Source organism: Pectobacterium jejuense (assembly GCF_026800125.1).
Taxonomy (GTDB): Bacteria; Pseudomonadota; Gammaproteobacteria; order Enterobacterales; family Enterobacteriaceae; genus Pectobacterium; species Pectobacterium jejuense.
Window position 1 is genome coordinate 16,994 of sequence record NZ_JAPQKX010000016.1, and the last position, 14,024, is coordinate 31,017.

At 55.2% G+C, this 14,024-nt stretch carries 14 protein-coding genes; 7 read left to right on the forward strand and 7 right to left on the reverse strand.

Going from position 1 to position 14,024, the window contains the following annotated elements:
- Positions 1–8: 8 nt before the first annotated feature.
- Complete coding sequence (locus NXT09_RS20900) at positions 9–1,169, forward strand: lactonase family protein (RefSeq protein ID WP_268581053.1); 1,161 nt, start codon at positions 9–11, stop codon at positions 1,167–1,169.
- A 59-nt stretch (positions 1,170–1,228) separates the two neighbouring features.
- Here NXT09_RS20900 and proX read toward each other — a convergent pair whose 3' ends face one another.
- From proX to proV, 3 genes are read right to left on the reverse strand one after another with little or no spacing between them, the layout of a single operon-like run.
- Positions 1,229–2,233, reverse strand: coding sequence for a glycine betaine/L-proline ABC transporter substrate-binding protein ProX (proX, locus tag NXT09_RS20905; protein WP_205554838.1), 1,005 nt, complete (start codon positions 2,231–2,233; stop codon positions 1,229–1,231).
- Between the two features lie 27 nt (positions 2,234–2,260).
- Complete coding sequence (gene proW, locus NXT09_RS20910; protein ID WP_268581054.1) at positions 2,261–3,529, reverse strand: glycine betaine/L-proline ABC transporter permease ProW; 1,269 nt, start codon at positions 3,527–3,529, stop codon at positions 2,261–2,263.
- The gene (proV, locus tag NXT09_RS20915) at positions 3,522–4,724 is read right to left on the reverse strand and encodes a glycine betaine/L-proline ABC transporter ATP-binding protein ProV (RefSeq protein WP_205554702.1); all 1,203 of its coding nucleotides are present in this window, start codon (positions 4,722–4,724) and stop codon (positions 3,522–3,524) included. Before proV ends, proW begins: the two co-directional genes overlap by 8 nt.
- A gap of 670 nt (positions 4,725–5,394) precedes the next feature.
- On the opposite strand from proV, the gene NXT09_RS20920 reads away from it, so the two are divergent.
- Positions 5,395–5,787 carry a VOC family protein gene (locus NXT09_RS20920; protein ID WP_240583639.1) on the forward strand — a complete coding sequence of 131 codons (393 nt, stop codon included), beginning with the start codon at positions 5,395–5,397 and terminating at the stop codon, positions 5,785–5,787.
- Positions 5,788–5,834: 47 nt separating this feature from the next.
- On the opposite strand, the gene hpxZ is transcribed toward NXT09_RS20920, so the two are convergent.
- From hpxZ to NXT09_RS20940, 4 genes are read right to left on the reverse strand one after another with little or no spacing between them, the layout of a single operon-like run.
- Positions 5,835–6,221: an oxalurate catabolism protein HpxZ gene (gene hpxZ / locus NXT09_RS20925; protein WP_109412993.1), complete on the reverse strand. Its 387-nt coding sequence runs from the start codon at positions 6,219–6,221 to the stop codon at positions 5,835–5,837.
- Entirely contained in the window at positions 6,211–7,629 is a 1,419-nt protein-coding gene (locus tag NXT09_RS20930; RefSeq protein ID WP_268581055.1) for an AtzE family amidohydrolase, read from the reverse strand. Before NXT09_RS20930 ends, hpxZ begins: the two co-directional genes overlap by 11 nt.
- Positions 7,626–7,838, reverse strand: a complete 213-nt coding sequence (gene hpxX / locus NXT09_RS20935; protein WP_205554707.1) for an oxalurate catabolism protein HpxX — start codon at positions 7,836–7,838, stop codon at positions 7,626–7,628. Before hpxX ends, NXT09_RS20930 begins: the two co-directional genes overlap by 4 nt.
- A gap of 26 nt (positions 7,839–7,864) precedes the next feature.
- Positions 7,865–9,469, reverse strand: a complete 1,605-nt coding sequence (locus NXT09_RS20940) for a gamma-glutamyltransferase family protein (RefSeq protein ID WP_268581056.1) — start codon at positions 9,467–9,469, stop codon at positions 7,865–7,867.
- 197 nt (positions 9,470–9,666) lie between these two features.
- On the opposite strand from NXT09_RS20940, the gene NXT09_RS20945 reads away from it, so the two are divergent.
- The 5 genes from NXT09_RS20945 (at position 9,667) to NXT09_RS20965 (ending at position 13,966) form a co-directional block, all read left to right on the forward strand.
- Entirely contained in the window at positions 9,667–10,506 is an 840-nt protein-coding gene (locus NXT09_RS20945; protein ID WP_039486985.1) for a MurR/RpiR family transcriptional regulator, read from the forward strand.
- A 619-nt stretch (positions 10,507–11,125) separates the two neighbouring features.
- Positions 11,126–11,911: a transporter substrate-binding domain-containing protein gene (locus tag NXT09_RS20950; RefSeq protein ID WP_481130296.1), complete on the forward strand. Its 786-nt coding sequence runs from the start codon at positions 11,126–11,128 to the stop codon at positions 11,909–11,911.
- A 12-nt stretch (positions 11,912–11,923) separates the two neighbouring features.
- Positions 11,924–12,589, forward strand: coding sequence for an amino acid ABC transporter permease (locus tag NXT09_RS20955; protein WP_039523347.1), 666 nt, complete (start codon positions 11,924–11,926; stop codon positions 12,587–12,589).
- Positions 12,589–13,242, forward strand: a complete 654-nt coding sequence (locus NXT09_RS20960; RefSeq protein WP_268581076.1) for an amino acid ABC transporter permease — start codon at positions 12,589–12,591, stop codon at positions 13,240–13,242. The genes NXT09_RS20955 and NXT09_RS20960 overlap by 1 nt, the downstream gene beginning before the upstream one ends.
- On the forward strand, positions 13,223–13,966 hold the full coding sequence (locus NXT09_RS20965) for an amino acid ABC transporter ATP-binding protein (RefSeq protein WP_014916424.1): 744 nt from the start codon (positions 13,223–13,225) through the stop codon (positions 13,964–13,966). Before NXT09_RS20960 ends, NXT09_RS20965 begins: the two co-directional genes overlap by 20 nt.
- Positions 13,967–14,024: the final 58 nt, after the last annotated feature.

The following is a 14,024-nucleotide window of genomic DNA, read 5'->3' on the forward strand; positions in this document are numbered from 1 at the left end:
GGGACATTATGCTTAAGCATTATCAGACATTTAAGAAAAAAAGCGTTGCAGTGTTAATGGGATGTGCACTTCTGCCCGCAGCAGCGCTGTGGTCGATGGGCGCGCAGGCGGTAACGGCCGTCTACGTCTCTGCTGCCACTGACGGCGTAATTGATGCCTACACACTCAATACGCAAAGCGGTGAATTAACCGCTATTGGGAAAGCAGCCGCAGGCGCGAAAGTGATGCCGATGGCCGTTAGCCCAGATAAATCCTTCCTCTATGCTGCGACGCGCGGCATTCCTTACTCGGCGGTTAGCTATAAAATCGACCCTAAAAGCGGTGCGCTGAGCCCATTAGGCAAAGCGGAACTGCCGGACAGCATGGCCTACATCTCGACGGACCGTACGGGAAAGTGGCTGTTCAGCGCCTCGTACGGCGGTAATAAAGTGGCGGTTAATGGCATTGATAAAGACGGCAAGGTGAACGCGAGTGTCGTCACCGTGGTGCCAACGGGCGAGAAGGCACACAGTATTATTGCCGATCGCAAAAATAAGTTCGTTTTTGCCAGCAATCTAGGCAGCGACCAAATCGTACAGTTCCGGTTTGATGCGAAAACCGGCACGCTGACGCCAAATGAACCGGCAGAAATTAAGCTGCCTAAAGGAAACGGGCCGCGCCATCTGGTGTTATCACCCGATAATAAAACGCTTTACGTGAGCAATGAGCTGTCTGGCAAAGTCGCGCGTCTGGCGTTGAATGAAAATACAGGGCAGCTCACGCTGTTGGATTACACAGACACCGTGCCGGCCGATGCGGGGATGCGAGCGGGAACCGTTACGCCGGATAAAAATAGCACCGACAGTCGCCCACAGGTATGGAGCGCCGATTTACGTCTGACGCCAAATGGAAAATTCCTGTACGTATCGGAACGCACCAAAAGCACGATTGCGCTGCTGCGGGTAGAACCGAAAACCGGACAGCTGCAATACATCACGCGCTATCCGACGGAAACACAGCCGCGCGGCATTCAGATTGATCCAAGTGGGAAATTCCTGATCGCCAGCGGCGAAAAATCGACATCGCTGTCGGTGTATCGCATCAATCAGGATAATGGGGATTTAGTGCGAGTCGGACAATATCCGACTGGAAAAGGCGCGAACTGGGTCGAAATCGTTAACCTGCCATAATTATCGCCCATCAATGAAAAACGCCCCTTTCTGTGAAAGGGGCGCTCATCTACCGGTGATTATTTCGCTGCGTCGGCGGCGGTTTTCACCCAGCCATCAAACAGCTGCTGGTGGGCTTTGATCCAGCCATCAACATGACGTTCGATATCTTTCTGTGAACCTTGGCCTTCGTGCATACGCAGGTTCTGCGCATTCACATCAGCAATCGGTAGCTTCATGATAGCGAACAGTTTCGCCGCAGCCGGGTTTTTCTCGGCCCATGCTTTATTCGCGGCAATCTTCATCGTGTTGACTGGGAAGCCATAGTCAGCACCGTTTGGTAGCTTAGTGCTGACATCCTTCATTTCACCCGGTTGGGAAGAGAAAGGTACCTGCAACCAGACGACGTCACGTCCCGGCACCAGCACATCACTTACCCAGTACGGCGTCCAGGTGTAGTACAGAATCGGCTTGCCTTCTTTATAACGGGTGATGGTATCGGCAATCATCGCCGCATAGTTACCCTGATTATGTTCTACCGTGTTGGTTAAGCCATAGGCAGGAAGGTGGTGGTTGATGGCTGCTTCACATCCCCAGCCCGGCGTACAGCCCGTCAGATCGGCTTTGCCGTCGCCATTGGTATCAAACAGCTTGGCGATTTTCGGATCTTTTAGCTGAGCAATATTGGTGATTTTGTATTTCTCAGCCGTTTTCTTATCGATCAGATAACCCTGTGCAGCACCGGAGACATATTCACCCTGACGGTAGAATTTTGCGTCCCCGCCAGCGGCTTTGTACTGATCGGCGTGCAGCGGATCCCAGTTCACGGCGATAAACGTCGCATCGCCGGAGGCAATTGAGGTGTAGGCCACGTTGTAGTCCACTTCACGCGGAGGCTGCACGTCATAGCCCAGCTTTTCCAACGCGCGGCTGACCAGCAGCGTCTGGAACGTTTCTTCAGAGATGGTGCTTTGCACCGGAATAACGGTGATACCTTTACCAGGTTGCGCGGTGTCTGCGGCGTAAACCTGCGTACTCAACAGGGCGGTAGTCAGGGCGGCGGCCCAAAGTTTGGTGTTACGCATCATGATTCCCTCTGTTTTTATCGTGCGTTATTGCTTGATGAAAGGACGGGTCAACAGGCCAATCGGGCCGCTGGTGTACCAACTTTTGTTGCCCTTGCTGCGGCGATCGCGTCCCAGAGACTGCGTCAGGCGGTCAAGAATAATCGCCAGAATAACGATCCCGACGCCGCCGACGGCAGCCAGACCCATATCCAGACGGCCGATACCGCGCAGTACCATCTGGCCCAAACCGCCTACGGCGATCATCGAGGCGATAACCACCATCGACAGCGCCAGCATCAGCGTCTGGTTAACACCGGCCATGATGGTCGGCATGGCCAGCGGGAGCTGAACCTTAAACAGCATCTGGCGCGGACTGGCCCCGAATGACTCAGCGGCTTCGATCAAGTCGGCCGGCACCTGACGAATACCCAGAATCGTTAAGCGAATAATCGGCGGCAGGGCAAAGATTATCGTCACTACGACGCCCGGCACGTTACCGATACCGAACAGCATGACGATAGGCACCAGATAGACGAACGCGGGCGTCGTCTGCATGGCATCTAACAGCGGTCGGATAAACTTCGCGGCCCGTTCGCTACGCGCCAGCCAAATCCCCATGGGGAGCCCGATGAGCACGCAGAAGAACAGCGCGGTCAGCACCAGTGCTAGCGTGATCATGGCCTGAGACCAGGCACCAATCGCACCGATGGCGATCAGCGACAGCAGGGTGGCGACACCCATGCCTAAGCTGGACATCTGCCAGGCAAGCAGCGAGAACACCAGAATGGCAATCGGCGCAGGCATACCCAATAGAAACTGCTGGAAGCCGCTCAGAATGAAGTCGACCGGGACGCGAACGCCCTGAAAGACCGGTCTGAAGTGCAGCACAACCCAATCGATCCCGTGGGTGACCCAACTGTCCAGCGGAATCAGCGTGTCTTTAAACGGATCGAGCAGGTTGAAATGCTCGGGTGTCGCTGGGGCGGCGCTGTTTAACCAGTCACTGCCGGATTGTGCCGCCTGATGGGCAGCATCGGCTGAACCATCGGGAGCTGGTGCGGTGCTCCAGGCATCGCTGCCGTTAGCGGGTGCATCCTGAGCAGGCGCGCCAGTAGACCAGGGATCGCTTTGCGCTGCGTGGTCAGGCGTCGCACCATGCTGTGCGGGTGCCTGATCGGCGGGCGCGCTCTGCGTGCTGGTTGCCCACGGATCGTTTTGCTGTGCGCCGTTAGCCTGTTCAGGGGCTGCGTTTTGATCGGCCGGCTGATGTTGTGCCGTGGTGTTGTCCCACGGATTTGATGTTGATTTACTCATTGGTCACTCCTTCCTTATCCAGTGCCTGTAGCAACATTCCTTTGGAAATGATGCCAATGTACTCATGGTTTTCGCCGACGACAGGAACGGCACAGGGAGCCTGTGCGACCTGAGAAATCAGCTCGTTGAGTGACATATCTGCGGGCACGGGAGCAGGTTCGGGCAGTAACGCCTGTTCCAGCGGCTGCTGTTCTTTCAGCGCCTGCTTCAGTGAATCAATCGAGACGACGCCAATGAAGCGTTTGCCGCCTTCCAGTACGTAGCCGTAATCACGGTCTTCGTCCTGAAGGATTTTCAGCGCGGAACGTGGACCCACGCCTGGCGTTTTACGGATTAAGGTGACCGGGCGACGGCGAGCGATATCTTTGGCGCTAAACACGTGGCTGATATCGACGCCGCGGAAAAAGGTGCGCACATAGTCATTGGCTGGGTTATTCAGGATTTCATCGGGCGTACCGACCTGAATGACTTCACCGCCGTGCATAATCGCAATGCGGTCGCCGATGCGCATCGCTTCATCCAGATCGTGCGAGATAAAGACGATGGTGCGTTGATGACGAGACTGGAGTTTGACTAACTCATCCTGCATTTCAGTACGAATCAGGGGATCGAGTGCGGAGAACGCCTCATCCATCAGCAGGATATCGGGGTCATTCGCTAACGCACGCGCCAGACCGACACGCTGCCGCATTCCGCCAGACAGCTCATCCGGGTAAGACGAGGCGTAGGCTTCAAGACCAACCTGCTGCAAGGCATCCAGCGCTTTTTGCTCACGCTCCGCTTTCGGCACGCCAGCCAGTTCCATACCAAACGCGGTATTGTTGAGGATGTTCAGATGCGGCATCAGCGCAAAGGATTGAAACACCATACTGATCTTCTTGCGGCGTACGTCACGCAGCGCGGTATCGGATATCTTGGAGATATCCTCACCGTCGATCAGCACCTGACCCCGAGTGGGTTCGATCAGACGATTGAGAAGGCGTACCATGGTTGATTTGCCGGAACCGGATAATCCCATGATGACAAATATCTCGCCTTCTTCAATGGCCAGACTGGCATCTTTCACGCCGACAGTAAGCCCTGTTTTTTCAAATACCTGATCTTTGCTCAGGCCTTTATCAATCAGTTTAAATGCTCTGTCAGGATGCTCGCCAAATATCTTATAAAGATTCTTTACTTCAAGTTTAATTGCCATGAAATTATTGTTTTCCTATGTCGTTTATAATTCTATAACGTAGCCCTGATAATGATTAAACATAATCTACCCTACCATAATCAGATTCTGAGACAACCCTTGATTGCCTCAAGGGCGTTTCCCGGAAGGCGAATATTCACGATAACAGTAACGTTATTATTACTGTCTTATCTTCATGATTTACGTGATCTTTATGATTTTTGAATGGAAAGGTAATTCTTTTTATAACAGTGTGTTATCTGTTGATTTCTACGCGTTGGATTCGCGGGGGATATAACCTTTTCTGATGGTGGATAAACCGCGATTTATAGTGAATTTCACTAATCGAATAATATGATAAATAAATCACATTTTTCGGGTTATAGACACTCAAATAGACCGACGTAAGTACATTTTTTACTTATGATATCTGTCGGTATTTTATACAGTATAGCAAAGATATAGCGGGTAAAATGATTGCGTTAATTCCCACCAATAAATGAGAGTGTTCTGAATAATATATCTGTCATATTTAGGAGGAATAAAAGCAGGGTGGTAGCGCTGATTCGATGGGATGTTTCGTTAACCATCGCGTGTTTCTCTTTTGCCGATCTCGATCATATTATCCATGGTGATGATGTGGTTATAGTGGCTGGATATCACCCACAGCGATTATCGAAAGGGGGCCATAGTGTTAGATCACCTGAGCATTCCGGTGAGGGATATTATCCGTAGCCGACAATTCTATGAAGCGGCGCTCAAGCCGTTGGGTTATCGCCTGATTAAGGACATGTCATTCGCTGTCAGCTTTGCAGTGATGGAAGGATATGGGCAGTCCAGCGATCCCGGCGGCGAGTTCTGGATTTATCAGTCGAAGGGCGAGTCGTGTCCGGCGGTGCATTTTGCGTTCAGCGCCGCCTCGCGAGAGCATGTTGAGGCTTTCTTTGCCGCCGCTACTGCGGCAGGAGGCATAGATAACGGGCCGCCAGAGCTGCGACCGCATTATCATCAGGATTACTACGCTGCATTCGTGCACGACCCCGATGGTTACAATATTGAAGCGGTGTATCACCGCCAGCCTTGAGGATGTGGGGTCGATAGACAGGGCAAGAGGGGGAAAGTCCCCCTTTACTATTCGCTCATCAGGCTGACGTGGGCGGCGACAACGCGCCAGCCTTCGGGCATTTTTACCCAGGTTTGCATTTGGCGGCCGATCTTCGTACTGCCTGCGCGGGTAAACTCCGTGCTGGCGACGGCCATATCATGACCATAAGTGGTGATGACCGTATTACGCAGGGTTCTGTCCAGACCAGCAGAAGGACGAGCGAGGCGAAAGGCGCGAATCTCCTCGATCCCGTACAGATTTTCTCCCGCACCATAGCGCACCGTTTTTTCATCGTGCCAGAACAGTTCATCCAGCACCGCAACGTCATTACCCGTTAAGGCTTGCTCATAGCGATAGAACGCAGCGGTCACGTCGGCCAGCACATCCGGCTGGTTAATATCCTCAGGCAACATATTTTCTTTCCTCTACTGTATAAGTGATGCCCTGCTGCTCAAGCGCCCACGCCGTCCGCAGGCAAAGATCCTCGCGCCACGGTGCGGCAATAATCTGCACTCCGATTGGCAGGCCACTCGCGGTCGCTACCGGTACCGTCACGACGGGCAGCCCGACGAAAGAGATCGGCTGTGTCAGCATGCCCATACTGGCGCGGACGGGCAGGTCGGTATCATTAATGCGCATGGTTTCCTGCCCAATGAGCGTGGCGGAACAGGGCGTCGCCGGGGCGATCAGCAGGTCGGTGTGTTCAAACAGCGCCAGCGTCTGTTGACGGAAATAATTACGGAAGCGCTGAGCCTGCACATACCAGGCGGCGGGGATCATTGCGCCTGCCAGCAGTCGCTCGCGCGACAGGGGCTCGAAGTGCTCAGGCTGCGTGCGTAAGGCTGGCAGATACTGATTTCCCCCTTCGCTGGCCGACAGAATAAAGGCGGCACTACGTGCCAGTGCAGCATCGGTTAATGTCAGGCTGTTCTGCGCGCCCAGCGCCTGTGCGATCTGACGAACGGCGGCGCTGGCTTCCTCACTGGCCCACGTGGAGAAATAGCCATCAAGCACCGCGTAGCGCAATCCGTCACTGCCCGTTTCCAACTGTGCGGCGGTATGCTGCGTTTCCTGCTTGGCCTGAAAACGATCGTGTTCATCCCGACCTTGTAAGGCATCGAACACCAAGGCCAGATCGTCTGCGCTACGTGCTAGCGGGCCGATATGGTCGAGGCTGGCGACAAACGGGTGGCTGCCGTGACGTGATAAACGGCCAAACGTCGGCTTTAGCCCGAAAATGCCGCAGAGCGACGACGGCACGCGGATCGAACCATTGGTGTCGCTGCCGAGCGAGAAGTTAACCAAGCCTGCTGCGACGGCGGCGGCCGATCCGCCAGACGATCCACCTGCGATGCGCTGTGTGTCGAGCGGGTTGTGCGTGGGGCCGTAATGGCTGTTTTCGGTGGTAAAGCCGTAGGCATAGGCATCCATATTCAACATGCCGGACAGCAGTGCGCCCTGACCAGCAAGCTGGCGGATGGCAAAGGCGTCCTGTGCCGCGGGCGGTCGCTGGCTGAAAAGTTCGGCACCTGCCAGCGTGGTTTCGCCGCTGACGTCAAACAGGTTTTTGACGGCGTAAGGCACGCCTGCTAGCGCGGGCAAGGTTTCCCCGCGTTGGCGGCAGGTGTCAATACGCTCGGCCTCTGCCAGCATACGTTCGCCGGTGACATGGGTGTAGGCATTAATGGTGGGGTTAGCCTGCTCAATGGCACCCAGCGATTGCTGTGCAAGCTCTCTGGCGGAGAACGTGCCGGCTTGTAAACCTTGCTGAATCTGACGGATAGATAATGATGAGGACGCGCTTCTGGCGTGTAAGCTCATAGCGTACAAGCTCCTAGCGTATAAACCCCGGCAATTTCCTGATGCTCATCAAGAGGAAAATCCATCAGCGGCTGTGCCATGGCGTGAATGCGGCTGAACTGCACTAATAGCTCCTGACGCCTTTCCTGACTGAGTTGCAGCGCCAGCAGCGTTTCCATGTGCTGAAGATAAGCGGCTAGCGTGTCGTTATCGATAGATGGTGTCGTCATGCGGTGTTCTCCCTGTTGAGTCATGATTAAAAACCTGCCGCGCTGCCGTTGCTGCGCGGATCGAAGGCGCCTTCCAGCATGCCGTTGGTGTGCCGCACGATGGCCCCCGCGTGGCCGACTGTTTCACTAAAGCTGCTCAAGAGTTCGACGTCGTGACCGAGCTGACGCAGAGCATCTACGGTGGCGGGTTTAAAACGATCTTCGATCTTCAGCGTATCGGATACTTGTCCCCAGGTACGGCCCAGCAGCCAGCGCGGGGCGGTAATCGCCTGTTGTAGCGGCAGCCCTTGCTGAACGTGACGGATAAAGATAGCCGCCTGCGTCTGCGGTTGTCCGTCACCGCCCATTGAGCCGTAGACCATCGTTCGTCCGTCGGACAGGCGTGCGGCGGCAGGGTTTAAGGTATGAAAAGGCTGTTTACCGGGCTCTAGCGCCAGCAGGTGTGCTGGATCGAGGCTGAACGAGGCACCGCGGTTTTGCCAGAGCACGCCGGTTCCCGGTAAGACCACGCCGCTGCCAAACTCGTGGTAAATGCTTTGAATGAAAGAGACGCACAGTCCGCTGTTGTCGCATACGCCCATCCAGACGGTGTCGCCGGGGCCTTTCCCTTCTCCCCACGGTGCGGCTTTTCGGGTATCGACCTGTCGAGCCAGCACGCCGAGCGCATCGTTTTCCAGCAGCGCCTGAACGTCCTGCGTCATCAGCTTGGGATCGGTAATGAAGCGGTCGCGCAGGCCAAACGCCAGCTTGGTCGATTCGACAATACGGTGGATCGTCTGGCTATCGTTCAGATCTTCCATGTCTAAATGATCGGTCAGACCGAGAATTGCGAGCGACACCAGCCCCTGCGTTGGCGGCGCGAGGTTATAGATGTCGCCTTTACTGTGCTTCAGCACCAGCGGCGTTGTCCGCCTGGCGCGGTAATTTGCCAAATCGTCGGCCGTCAGCGGCATACCGAGCTGCGCCATCTGTGACGACAGCTTGGCAGCGACGGAACCGCGATAAAAACTGTCCAACCCTTCAAGGCTCAGTGTTGTCAGGGTATCGGCTAAATCCGACTGCGTGAAACGACTGCCCGCGCGCGGGATATTCCCCTGCGGCATAAACAGCTGGCTAAAGGCCGGACAATCGTTCAGTTCGTGATAGCGCTGGGTGAGTGCATCTTCCTGAGACTGCGTGACGGGAATGCCGTCAGACGCATAGCGAATCGCATCAGATAACAGGCGAGCCAGCGGCATTGGCGTACCGTCTATTTTTTGTAAATAGGTAAGTTCTTGTGAATAGGCCAGCGCTTCTTGCCAGCCGCCGACAGTGCCCGCGACCGTCAACGCCGCTTTTGGGCCGCGGTGTGGAATGCGGCTTTCGCCCTGATAGTACTCACGGCAGGCCAGCGACCCCGCCGCCCCACTGGCATCAATAGCAATCGGCTCACCGTGTGGCGGCACAATCAGCCAGAAACCGTCGCCGCCGATCCCGTTCATATGCGGGTAGACCACGGCAATGGTTGCCGCCGCTGCGACCATGGCTTCAATGGCGTTGCCGCCTTCACGCAGAATCGCCAACGCGCTGGCACTGGCTAAATGATGAGGTGCGACCGCCATGCCCAGCGGGGCGGTGTTGCTTTGCATCATGCCGGAATTCCTTTTTTAAATGTTATGTAGGGTGAGTGTTATTAACCCTAGCTATAAGCAAACGGCGTTCCAGTTTTTTATTGCGGTGGAAAGTCTGTCTGCGGTGCAGGAGGAGGTATCTATATCATCCTGACAATCCTGTGCTATGTTCTGCGACATGAAACAAATGTTACAGCAAGCGCAACGGGTGAGAGACGATGATGCAAATAGATGAACGATTACGAGATCGCTACAGCGAGCTTTCACCGCAGGAGCAGCGCGTCGCGGATTTCATCTTCGATCACTTTGACGATTTAATTAGCTACAACAGCGCCGAGCTGGCGCGGCTGAGCGGCGTTTCCAAAGCGACCGTCAGCCGGTTGTTCAAACGGCTGGGCTACCCCAGCTACCGTGACATGCGCGATGAACTCAGAACGCTGCGCCAAAGCGGGATGCCGCTGGCGGATAACCGGGATGCCGTGCAGGGGAATACGCTGCTGGCGCGGCATTACAAGCAGGAAATGGCGAACCTGACGCAGTGGATAAACCAGATTGACCCCGTGCAGTTTGGCGCGGTGATTCAGGCGCTGATGCAGGCGCAGCGCCTGTGTTTGATTGGGCTGCGCAATAGCTATCCGGTGGCGCTGCACCTGCGCCAACAGCTGCTCCAGATCCGCCAACAGGTCACGCTGCTGACGCAGCCGGGGCAGACGCTCTCCGAAGAGCTGGTGGATCTCACTGCACAGGATGTCGTGATTGTGGTGGCTTTTCGCCGCCGTCCGCGCCTGATTCAGCCGCTATTGGCGCAACTGCAAAAGCGCGGTGTGCCTGTGCTGCTGCTGTGTGAACCACAGGTGAGTACGCTAATGTCGCTGGCAACCTGGTCATTGTGCGTCCCGCTGGACAGCGTCTCGGCATTTGACAGCTATTCGTCTGCCATGAGTTTAGTGAACGTGATCAGCAATGCGCTGCTGCATGAAATGCTGCGTGACGGACGCCAACGCATCCACCAGATCGTGGATCTTTATGGTGAATTAGATGAGCTAGAGCAACGCTAATGGTGCGTTGGGATGGTGCTTGCGCACTTTTTTGGTGCGTTTTGGCTGATTGTTATATAGCCATGCAGATCGTTTCGGGCGTGATAGCTCTGGATTATTTTTGTGATGTCGCGCTGTGGATTGTTTCTCGTTGTTATCTGTTCATAGGCGTAAAAAATTATGATGAGAAACGTGGGGCATCCCGAATGAGCAGCATGGACGCTGCGAAAGCCTGTGCCGCGTCAGGAGCGCGTCACAGGCGGTTCGACAGGATGACACGCGTTTCAAATGTACCGCGTAGCGGCATAATTCACGCCGAAAGCCAGGGTTCGTAGGGCTGCGGCGACTGAGCAGCCCTACGTCGGGCGTGGTGCATGAGTTGCATAAATTATCTTTCTGCAATCACGCACGAAATTTTTCACCGGTATCGCATATCCATAATCATATCCATAGTGTCCTATCCCATGTTTTAGCCGAACTTTCTGACACACCGTACCCAATAGCACAGAAGGCGTTAATTTAATCTGGCATGCTCCTTGCTTAATATCTGCAACGATGGTTCCAATTTTTGTTTTTAAAGAATCTTTCGTTTCAATTATACTAACCGGGGGCAGAGACGATGTTGATCAATAAACTGGGCATCAAAAAAGGGTTACTGGCGGTGATGGGCGCGGCAATGTTACTGGTTCAAGCTGGTAGCGCGATGGCCGATCAGTTGCAGGATATCGAGAAGCGCGGTGTGCTGCGTGTCGCCGTCCCGCAGGATTTCCCGCCGTTTGGATCGGTGGGAACGGATCTGCAACCGCAAGGGTATGACATCGATATCGCTCGCTATCTGGCGAAAGAGATGAAACTAAAGTTGCAGCTGGTTCCGGTAACCAGCGCCAACCGCGTGCCGTATCTGCAAACCAATAAAGTTGATCTGGTGATCTCCAGTCTGGGCAAAAATGCCGAGCGTGAAAAAGTGATCGATTTCAGCCGCGCCTATGCGCCGTTTTTCCTCGGCGTATTTGGACCGAAAGACAGCACGCTGACATCGTCTGAAGCGCTGGAAGGCAAGAGCATCGGCGTTACGCGCGGTGCGGTAGAAGACATGGTGCTGACGGATATCGCGCCGAAAGCCGCACAGATTAAGCGCTACGAAGATAACAATACCACGCTGTCGGCGTACCTGTCCGGGCAGGTGGAATATGTTGCGACGGGTAACCTGGTTGTCGCGGCTATCGCCGAGCAGAACCCAACGAAAGCGCCAGTCGCGAAGTTTATGCTGAAAGACTCGCCGTGCTACATCGGGCTGAAAAAAGACGAGCCTGCGCTGAAAGCGAAAGTCGACGCGTTGATTGAGCAGGCGCTGAAAGACAATACGCTCAATACCCTGTCGGAAAAATGGCTGAAAGCGCCGCTGCCGGCCAGCATCAAGGCTTAACGGGAGCACGCCATGACCTATCAGCTTAATTTTTCCGCGCTGTTTCCGTTCTGGCCTGAGCTGCTGGAGGGGTTGTGGGTCACCATTGAACTGACGGTCATGGCAACCCTCGGCGGCATTGCTATCGGCATCTTCGGTGCGGCCTTGCGCAGCGGCAAGCCCACCCTGCTGAGTCGGCTATGGGGTGTCTACGTCGAGCTGATCCGCAATACGCCGTTTGTGGTTCAGCTGTTCTTCATCGTCTTCGGCTTACCGAGCCTGGGCTTGAAGCTCACCGCCGGACAGGCCGCGTTGTTGGCGATGCTGATTAATCTGGGGGCGTACAGCACCGAGATTATCCGCGCGGGAATTCAGGTGACGCCGAAAGGCCAGTGGGAAGCCGCCCGTGTGCTGGGGCTGACGCGAATGCAAACCTTTTTACGTGTGATTCTGCCGCCCGCGCTCCAGCGGATTTATCCGGCGCTGGTTAGCCAGTGCATCATCGTCATGCTGGGATCGTCGGTGGTGTCGCAGGTGTCTTACGAGGAACTGACTTTTGCCGCTAACCTGATTCAGTCCCGTACGTTTTTGAGCTTTGAAGTGTATCTGGCAACCACGCTGTGTTACCTGGTGCTGTCTGTTCTGATGCGACAACTCTTACTGCTGGCAGGTCGGCGCTTTCTGGGGAATCAGTCATGATGACATTTACCGACTGGGATATTGTACGCAACCTGCTGCTGGCGGCACGTTGGACGCTACTGCTGTCGCTGACGGCTTTCCTCGGCGGCGCGATAGTGACCTTTCCGCTGATGCTGCTGCGGCTGACTAAACGTACATGGCCGACGCGCCTTGTCCATTTGTATTCCGAGCTGTTCCAAGGCACGCCGTTGCTGATGCAGCTGTTTCTCGCCTTTTTCGGGCTGGCGCTGTTCGGCATTGATGTGAGCCCGTGGACGGCGGCGGCACTGGCGCTGACGCTCTTTACCAGCGCCTTTCTGGTGGATATCTGGTGCGGTAGCGTGGAAGCCTTGCCGAAAGGGCAGTGGGAAGCGTCGCGCTGCCTCGGGCTGGATTTCGGCCAAACGCTCTATCGGGTGATTGCGCCGCAGGCGATGCGTATTGCCATCGCGCCTACCGTGGGGTTTTCCGTGCAGGTGATTAAAGGCACTGCGCTGGCGTCGATCATCGGATTTATCGAACTGACCAAGGCGGGAACCATGTTGAATAACGTGACCTATCAGCCGTTTAAAGTGTTCGGATTGGTGGCGTTGGGCTATTTCCTGATGTGCTATCCGCTCTCTTACTACAGCCGCTATCTGGAGAAGAAATTCAATGCCGCTCATCACCATTAATCAGGTTCAAAAATATTACGGCCAGAACCACGTCCTGAAAGGTGTGGATCTGGATATCGAAATGGGTGAGGTCATTTCGATCATCGGACGCAGCGGCTCCGGTAAGAGCACGCTCTTGCGCTGCATGAACGGTCTGGAAGGCTATCAGGACGGCAGCATCAAGCTGGGCGGAATGACGGTCACCGACAGGGATTCACAGGCGCGGGAAATCAGTCGCTCGGTCGGGATGGTGTTCCAGAACTTCAATCTGTTTCCGCACATGACGGCGTTGGAAAACGTGATGTTGGCACCGCGCCGCGTGCTGGGTAAAAGCGCCGCGGAGTGCCGTGAACTGGGCGAGCGGGTGTTGAAAAAGGTGGGGCTGGGCGAGCGCCTTCACTATTACCCAGCCAACCTGTCGGGCGGCCAGCAGCAGCGTGTCGCGATTGCCCGCGCGCTGGCGATGAACCCGAAAGTCCTGCTGTGCGATGAAATTACCTCGGCGCTCGATCCTGAATTAGTCGGCGAAGTGCTGAAGGTGTTGGAACAGCTGGCCGCAGAAGGCATGACGCTGATTCTGGTCACGCATGAGATGAATTTTGCCCGTGAAGTGGGCGACCGCGTGGTGTTTATGCATCAGGGCACGGTCTGGGAGCAGGGCGACAGCAAAACGCTGTTCGCCAACCCGCAGACCCGCGAACTGAAACAGTTCATCGCCTCGGTCCGAGGACTGTCGGAAGCGTAAGGCTTCCCTCTTTTGAGCTAATCACTCACGGAAATACATGTGAAATCATTCGATTAGC